Source organism: Yinghuangia sp. YIM S09857 (assembly GCF_051388915.1).
Classification (GTDB): Bacteria; Actinomycetota; Actinomycetes; order Streptomycetales; family Streptomycetaceae; genus Yinghuangia.
This window is the reverse complement of record NZ_JBPKBH010000011.1, coordinates 225,804-233,412: the sequence shown is the minus strand read 5'-3', so window position 1 is coordinate 233,412 and position 7,609 is coordinate 225,804. Positions and strand designations below refer to the sequence as shown.

Sequence of the window (7,609 nt, the reverse complement as noted above, 5' to 3'; positions counted from 1 at the left end):
GTCGCCGCCGTCGAACCGGCGGCCGGTCAGGGGGTGGGGGGGGATGTGGACGGGGTTGCGTAGGGTACCGAGGTTTTGGACGTCGACGTGTATGACGTCGCCGTCGGCGAGGTAGCGGGGTGGGGTCTGGCCCATGCCCACGCCGGCCGGGGTGCCGGTGTTGATGAGGTCGCCGGGTTCGAGGGCCAGGAAGCGGCTGAGGTACCAGACGATGTGGGCGGGCCTGAAGATCATGTCGGCGGTGGTGCCGTCCTGCACGGTCTCGCCGTTGACGCGCGTGACGAGGCGCAGGTTGTGGGGGTCGCCCGCCTCGTCCGGGGTCACGAGGTGGGGGCCGGTGGGGTTGAACGTGGGGTGGGATTTGCCCTTGAGCCACTGGCCGCCGTGTTCGAGTTGGAACTCGCGTTCGGAGACGTCGTTGAGCGCCACGTATCCGGCGATCACCGATGCCGCGGCCTCCGGGCCGTCGAGTAGGTGGGCGCGGCGGCCGATGACGATGCCGAGTTCGGCCTCCCAGTCGCCCTTGGCGGCGCCGGGCGGGAAGACGATGGTGTCGTGCGGTCCGCACAGGCTGTTCGGCGCCTTGCTGAACACGATGGGTTCGCGCGGTACTTCGGCGCCGGTCTCGGCGGCGTGGTCGCGGTAGTTGAGGCCGATCGCGTAGATGGCGTGCGGTCGTGCGACGGCGGCGCCGATGCGCATGCCGCGGATGTCCAGGTCGGGCAGTTCGCCTGCCGCCGCGGCCGCCGCGGCGCGTTGCGGGCCGCCGCTCGCCAGGAACGCTCCGTCGATGTCCGCGGTGAGCGGGCGCAAGTCGTAGGCGTGGGTGGTGCTTTCGGGCCGGGCGAGGGCGGGGACCTCGCTGCCTTCGGGGCCGACGCGGAGCAGGCGCACGGGGGGTTTCCTTTCGGCTGGGTGGGACGGGCTCGCGGGGGGCGGGGAGTCGGGCAGCGCGCTGGGGCGGGCGTCGAGCGCGGGGGAGCACGGTGCGCTCGGACGTCACGCGGGTGCGGGGCGGGAGGCGTTGGCGCCGCGGCCGGGGGAGCGGCGGCGGGAAGTCGGTGCGGCGGGGACGCGCTCTCGCGCCCGCCTCACCCGCCGACGATTCCGTCCTTCCGCATTCCGGCCAGGACGTCCGCCGCGGCCGAGAGGGTGCCCTCGACCTCCTCCGCGGTGTGCGCGCCGGAGATGTGGTTGCGCTTGAGCGCCATCGGCAGCATCAGGTGGCCCGCCTCCGTCATCCGGCGGTGGAAGGCGACGTACGCGGTGTTGTCATTGCGCATCAGGTCGCGGTAGCCGCGGATTGGCCCCTTGGCGAAGTACAGGGCGAACACCCCGCCGAACCCGGCCGCGGTGGCGTCGATGCCGAGGTCGGCGACGATGGCCGAGAGCCCGTCGCGCATGCGCCGGCCCAGGCTGTGGGTGCGTTCGTAGAAGTCCGGGTTGGCGCGCAGGTGGTCGATGGTGGCGATAGCCGCGGCGCTGGATATGGGGCTTCCGTTGAAGGTGCCCGCGAGCAGTACGTCGCCGCCCGTGTGGTTGAAGTGCTCCATCAGGTCGCGGCGTCCCGCGAGCCCGCCGATGGGCACGCCGTTGGCTATGCCCTTGCCGAACGTGGTCAGGTCCGGGGTGACCCCGCAGACTTCCTGGTAGCCGCCGAGGGCGTGCCGGAAGCCGGTGATCACCTCGTCGAAGATGAGGACGGTCCCGGTTTCGGCGGTCAGCGCCCGGAGTCCTTCGACGAACTCCTGCGTGGGCACCAGCGCTCCGACGTTGTGCGGGATCGGTTCCATGATGACGGCGGCGACCTGCCCGGGGTGCCGGTCGAGCAGGGTGCGGACCGATTCGAGGTCGTTGAACTCGGCGACGAGTGTGGCGTCGAGCGCCGCGTCGAGGATGCCCTTGGAGAGCGGGTCGCGACCGTACGCACGCTCGGGGGCGGAGATGACGTTGCGGGCGACGGCGTCATGGGAGCCGTGGAACCCGCCCTGGAACTTGACGATGTAGGGCCGCCCGGTGACGGCGCGGGCGAGGCGGACCGCCTGGAAGGTGGCCTCCGTGCCGCTCATGGTGGAGATCGCGCTCTCGGCGGACGGGATGACCTCCACCACGCGCTGTGCGAGTTCGATCTCCAGTTCGCTGACGCCCAGCCCGATGAGGCCGGGACCGTCGACCGCGGCACGCACGGCGTCGTTAACGACGGGTGCGTTGTGTCCGAGGACCATCGCGCCGAACGCGGCGTGGTAGTCGAGGTAGCGGCGGCCGTCCGCGTCGGTGACGTAGGCGCCGTCGCCCGATACGAAGGAGTACGGCTCGCCGATGTAGCGCGTGGCCGAGTTGACACCTCCCGGGATCACGCGGGCAGCGGACTCGGCGAGTCGGAGTCCACGGCTCGCCCCGCCGCCTGTCGGGGCGTCGGAGCCGGTGCGCTCTGTGGAGGACATGGTGGCCTTTCGTGACGGTGCGGGGGCGGAGGGCCGCGCGCTGGTCGCGCGGGGCGCGCTGTCTCCGGCCGAGGGCACGTGGGTCCCGGGGGCAGGGTGCGGCCGGGCCGCGGACGGCGGCCGGGACAGGGGTCGCGTCGGGCCGCGGGACGCGGCGCACGGCAGGGGCCGGAAACGGATCCGCCGCTGAGCTGACCGGCCGTGGGGCCGGCTGTCCGGACGATAGAACAGTCGCCCGCAACATGGCAAGACATTCCATGTTCCGGGAAACCCGCGTCCGTTTCGGTCAGGTAAACGGAGAAACGAAGCCTTGACACCGGCCTATCGGCACGCGCAGCATCGCTCAACATGGAATCCCATTCCGCGCTGACCGGCGAAAGTCAGTCGCCTGCACGACCACTCGGAATCGTGGTCGTCGGCACCGGGTTCATCGCCGACGAGCACATCGGCGCCTTGCTCGGCCGCCCGGACGCCGACCTCGTCGGCGTCGTCGACACCCACGCCGGACGCGCCGCGGCCGCCGCCCGCCGCAACGGCGGCGTGCGCTTCACGACGGACCTCGCCGAGGCCCTCGCCTGGCCCGATGCCGACGCCTGCATCGTCTGCACGCCCAACGGCTCGCACCACGCCCTCGCCCTGGCGATCGCCGACGCCGGCAAGCACCTGCTCATCGAGAAGCCGCTCACCGTCACGGTGCCCGAGGCCGTCGAGGTGGCGGACGCCTTCGCGGCGGCCGGCACCGTCCTGATGGCGGCCCACACCCACCGCTTCTACGACTACGGCCGCGCCGTCAAGGCCGCGGTCGACGCCGGCGAGATCGGTCGTCCCGAGGTCGTCCGGCTGGCGATCCTGGGCGACTGGATCTGGCCGGACTGGCGCGCGTGGGTCCTGGACCCGGCGGCCTCCGGGGGACATGCGCTGCACAACGGCGTGCACCTGCTCGACCTGGCCACGTGGTGGCTCGGTTCCCGACCGGAGAGCGTGTACGCCCGGGGCCGCAAGCAGACCGCCGCGGAACTCGACATCCACGACTACCTCGAAATGGTCGTCCGCTACGCCGACGGCTCGGTGGCGGTCTGCGAGATGAGCCGCGGCCACCGCACCGGCGGGGTCGGGCTGCGGGACGTCATGGTCCTCGGCAGCGAGGGCCTGCTGACCCTGCCGTGGAACGGCGACGGCTCGCCGCTGCTGTCCGAGCGGGGCTTCTCGCAGGTCCCGGCCCCCGGCGGCAACGGGTTCGCGGTGCAACTCGCCGCCTGGCTGGACACCATCGCCGGCCACGAGCCCGCGATGCCGGTACGCGACGCCGTCCTCGCGGTCGCGATGGGCGTCGCCGCCGAGCGCTCGATGGCCCTGGCTCGGCCGGTCCCGCTGTCCGAACTCGGCATCCCCGACCGCCACGCGCCCGACTCCGGCACCCCCGCACTCGACGAAGGACGCCCCGCATGACCGGCCCCGCCCCCGCCGCCTCCGCGCGCCCCCTGCGCGTCCTGTTGGCCGGCTTCTCCGGACTCGGGAGCCAGGACCACCAGACGGACATGTACCTGCCCGCGTTCACCGCCCACCCGGGTTTCGAGCTGGCCGCGGTCGCGGGCGACGAGCCGCAGGCCCGGGCGACCGCCGAACGACTGGGAGTTCCGCTCGTCGCGGACCTCGCGACGGCGCTCGGCGATGTCGACGCGGACGTCGTCAGCGTCTGCGTACGCCCGGACGAGCGCGCCGAAGTGGCCGTCCGCGCCCTGGAGAACGGCCGCCACGTCCTCGTCGACAAGCCGGCCGCGACCGACACGCGCGGCACCGCCGCGATCGCCGCCGCCGCGTCGTCGGCCGGCCGGGTGTGCCTGCCGGCCCACCACCAGCGCTTCGCCCCGGGCGTCCGCGCCGCCCGCGCCGCCGTGGCCGGCGGCCGCGTGGGGCTGCCGTGGAACATCCAGTCGGACTTCCTCGTCGGCGGGGGAGACCCCGTGCCCGAGGGCGAGTTGGCGAACTTCGCGGTCTACCCCGTGGACATCGTGCTCGCGCTCACCGGCCAGGCCGTCCACCGGGTCCACGCCCTCGCGGCCGGCAGCCCGGGGCCGTCCGGCGCCGAACGCACCGTCGTCCTCATGCTCGACCACGCCCACGGGGTGACCAGCACGATCGTGGTCGGGCGGGGCGCCGACGGCATCGCCGCGCCCGGCACGGTCTTCCACCGGCACCGGGTCAGCGGCTCCTCCGGCGTGCTCGTCGTGGACGCCGCGGGACCCACCCTCACGGTGCGCGGCTCCGCCGGCGCCCGGGCGCTCCCCTTCGACCGCGGCAGCGTGAACGCCCTGGTGCGCGAGTTCCACGGCGCGGTGACCGAGGGCCGCCCGGCCGATCCGGACATCGAGGACGCGCTGGCCGTCGCCCGCATCGTGGACGCCGCACGGACGTCGCTGCGGACCGGCCTGCCCGTCGACGTCGCGGTCCGGCCGGAGCCCGCCCGGACACCCGCCCCCGTCCCTGCCGCCTGACCCCCCGAGGAACCACCATGAAGCTGCTCAGCTACGAACGGGACGGTGCCGTGCGCCACGGCCGTCTCCTCGACGACGGCCGGATCGCCGAACTCGGCGACGGGGACCTCGGCGCCGTCATCGTCGCACTCGACGGGAACTGGGACCGGCTCACCACCGAGGTGGTCGGCACGTACGATCCCGCGGGCGTGCGCGTCCTGGCCCCCGTGCCGAACCCGCCGAAGGTCCTTGCGGCCGCGGCCAATTACCAGGAGCACGTGCTGGAGGGCGGCGGCGAACCGCTCGTCAAGGAGCGCCTGGCGCCCCGGATGTTCCTCAAGCCGGGCACCTCCGTGACCGGTCCCGACGCCGTCATCGCCCTGCCCGACACCTCGGCGCAGGTCGACTGGGAGGCCGAACTCGTCGTCGTGCTCGGCCGCGGCGGGCGCGACGTCGCCGTGGCGGACGCCCTCGGCCTGGTCGCCGGCTACGCCGTCGGCAACGACGTCTCGGCCCGGTCGCTCGACCTCGGCTACGAGCGCGACGCGGGCGCCCCCGGGGCGTCGGCCGAATGGTTCTTCGACTGGCTTGCGGGCAAGTGGTTCGACGGCTTCGCGCCGTTCGGCCCCTGGCTGGTCACCCCGGACGAGGTCGGCGACCCGCAGGACCTCGCGGTCCGGCTGGAGGTCAACGGCAAGCTCCGGCAGGACGGCAGCACCCGCGACATGATCTTCGACGTGGCCGAGCTGATCGCGCACTGCTCCCGGCTCATGACCCTGCAACCCGGCGACGTGATCTTCACCGGCACCCCGTCCGGTGTGGGTGCCGCGACCGGCGAATTCCTGCGGTCCGGCGACGAGATGACCGTCACCGTCGACCGACTGGGCACCCTCGTCAACACCGTGCGCTGAACCACCCGCGCCCCCGCCGCCCGCCCCGCGGGCTTCCCTCCGTCTTCCCGCGCGCCCGGCTGCGCCCGCGCGACGCGGCACCCCCGACCCGCCGGCACCGAACCGAAGGACAACCGTGTTCAATTCCCGGAAGAGATCTCTCGCGAAGGCCGCCGTCGGCCTTGCGCTCACCCTGTCGGCAGTGGCCGCCTGCTCCTCGGACCCGAGCCAGGGCGGCGGCACGCCGGGTGCCGGAGGCGGCACCGGCAACGGCACGCTGAACGTGTACCTGTACCAGAAGCCGAAGCTCTTCAGCCCGCTCGCCCCCAACAACGGGCCCGACCAGATAGTCATGTCCCTGGTCTTCGACTCGCTGGTGGCCCCGGACAACGACTTCAAGCTCCAGCCCCGCATGGCGCAGGAACTGCCGCAGCAGAGCGCCGACGGAACCACGTACACGTTCAAGCTGCGCCCGGGCCTCAAGTGGAGCGACGGACAGCCGTTCACCGCGCAGGACGTCCTGTTCACCTACAACCTGATGGCCAACCCCAAGTCGGGCGCCGCGTCCGCCGGCAACTACGCCGGGGTCGAGGGCGTCGACGCGCTCGCCGCGGGCACCGCCCAGACCGCCTCGGGGTTCAGCGCGCCGGACGACAACACCTTCGTCGTCAAGACCACCAAGCCCGACGCCGGCATCGTCGCGCTCATCGGCGCGACGCCCATCCTTCCGAAGCACATCCTCGGCGCGGTCCCGGTGGACCAGGTGGCGAAGAACGCCTTCTTCACCAAGCCGACCGCGGGCACCGGCCCGTACCGCTTCGTCTCCTACCAGACCGACCAGTACGTCGAGTTGCAGGCGAACCCCGAGTTCCGCACTCCGGTGGGGATCTCCAGGGTCTTCCTCAAGCCCGTGACGTCCGACGTGGCCACCGCACAGCTCGGCACGGGGGAGATGGACGTCGTCCAGGTGTCGCCCACCGACCTGCCGACCGTCGAGAAGATGGGCAACGTCACCGTCTCGGCCGCCGACAGCCCCGGTTTCACCCGCATCGCGGTGAACCAGGCGCAGCCGCGCTTCGCCGACCCGCGCGTCCGCCAGGCGCTGATGTACGCGATCGACCGCAAGAAGATCGTCGACTCGGTGCTGGGCGGCAAGGCGTCGGTACCCGCCACCTCGTTCATGGGCGACGTGGTGCCGAACAACCTCAACGCGTACGAGTACAACCCGCAGAAGGCCAAGGACCTGCTGGCTCAGGCCGGTTGGGACTCCGGCAAGCCGGTCGAGCTGGAGTGGGTCCCGGGGCAGCGCGACCGCGACACCACGGCGACCATCGTGCAGAGCCAGCTCCAGGCGGTCGGTGTGAAGGTCGAGCTCAAGCAGGTGCAGGCCTCGCAGCTTCTGGAGTCGTACACCGGCGGGTTCGACCTGGCGATGTTCGGCGGCGGTACGTACACCGATCCGAGCCAGGTCCCGCAGATCGTCGGCTGCGACAAGTTCTACCCGCAGGGATCGAACGTCCCGCACTTCTGCGACAAGACCCTCGACGAACTCACCGCCAAGGCCAACGCGACCTCGGACGCCGCGGCCCGGCAGGAGCTGTACCGGCAGGCCGCGGCCCGGGAGAACGAGCAGGCCGCGTACCTGTGGATGTACAACCCGCAGACGGTGTGGGCGTCCAACAACCGTGTGCAGGGCTTCAAGGCGAGCGGCGACATCACCCGCCCGTTCACCGGCATCGAGAACTGGCACCTGACCTGACCTCGACCTGACCGGGCCGGGTCCGCGCACCGCGACGGACCC

Annotated in this window: 6 protein-coding genes; 4 read left to right on the top strand and 2 right to left on the bottom strand. The window is 72.5% G+C overall.

Annotated elements, in window-relative coordinates; translation table 11 throughout:
* Window positions 1-894, bottom strand: an 894-nt coding sequence (locus ACRX5S_RS24090; RefSeq protein WP_436775149.1) for a fumarylacetoacetate hydrolase family protein, incomplete at its 3' end; no start/stop codon positions are given.
* 197 nt (window positions 895-1,091) lie between these two features.
* A complete protein-coding gene (locus ACRX5S_RS24085; protein ID WP_436775148.1) occupies window positions 1,092-2,444 on the bottom strand; it encodes an aspartate aminotransferase family protein in 1,353 nt (450 codons plus the stop codon).
* Window positions 2,445-2,792: 348 nt separating this feature from the next.
* On the opposite strand from ACRX5S_RS24085, the gene ACRX5S_RS24080 reads away from it, so the two are divergent.
* The 4 genes from ACRX5S_RS24080 (at window position 2,793) to ACRX5S_RS24065 (ending at window position 7,567) form a co-directional block, all read left to right on the top strand.
* Window positions 2,793-3,893 (top strand): Gfo/Idh/MocA family protein, encoded by a 1,101-nt coding sequence (locus ACRX5S_RS24080; protein ID WP_436775147.1) that lies wholly within the window; start codon window positions 2,793-2,795, stop codon window positions 3,891-3,893.
* Window positions 3,890-4,939: a Gfo/Idh/MocA family protein gene (locus ACRX5S_RS24075; protein ID WP_436775146.1), complete on the top strand. Its 1,050-nt coding sequence runs from the start codon at window positions 3,890-3,892 to the stop codon at window positions 4,937-4,939. The genes ACRX5S_RS24080 and ACRX5S_RS24075 overlap by 4 nt, the downstream gene beginning before the upstream one ends.
* 17 nt (window positions 4,940-4,956) lie before the next feature.
* A complete protein-coding gene (locus ACRX5S_RS24070) occupies window positions 4,957-5,829 on the top strand; it encodes a fumarylacetoacetate hydrolase family protein (RefSeq protein WP_436775145.1) in 873 nt (290 codons plus the stop codon).
* A gap of 115 nt (window positions 5,830-5,944) precedes the next feature.
* Window positions 5,945-7,567 carry an ABC transporter substrate-binding protein gene (locus tag ACRX5S_RS24065; RefSeq protein WP_436775144.1) on the top strand — a complete coding sequence of 541 codons (1,623 nt, stop codon included), beginning with the start codon at window positions 5,945-5,947 and terminating at the stop codon, window positions 7,565-7,567.
* Window positions 7,568-7,609: the final 42 nt, after the last annotated feature.

Excerpts from the sequence above, each read along its gene's own strand:
- ACRX5S_RS24075 (WP_436775146.1), top strand. The coding sequence starts at position 3,890 with ATGACCGGCCCCGCCCCCGCCGCCTCCGCGCGCCCCCTGCGCGTCCTG.
- ACRX5S_RS24085 (WP_436775148.1), bottom strand. The coding sequence starts at position 2,444 with ATGTCCTCCACAGAGCGCACCGGCTCCGACGCCCCGACAGGCGGCGGG.
- ACRX5S_RS24070 (WP_436775145.1), top strand. The coding sequence starts at position 4,957 with ATGAAGCTGCTCAGCTACGAACGGGACGGTGCCGTGCGCCACGGCCGT.
- ACRX5S_RS24080 (WP_436775147.1), top strand. The coding sequence starts at position 2,793 with ATGGAATCCCATTCCGCGCTGACCGGCGAAAGTCAGTCGCCTGCACGA.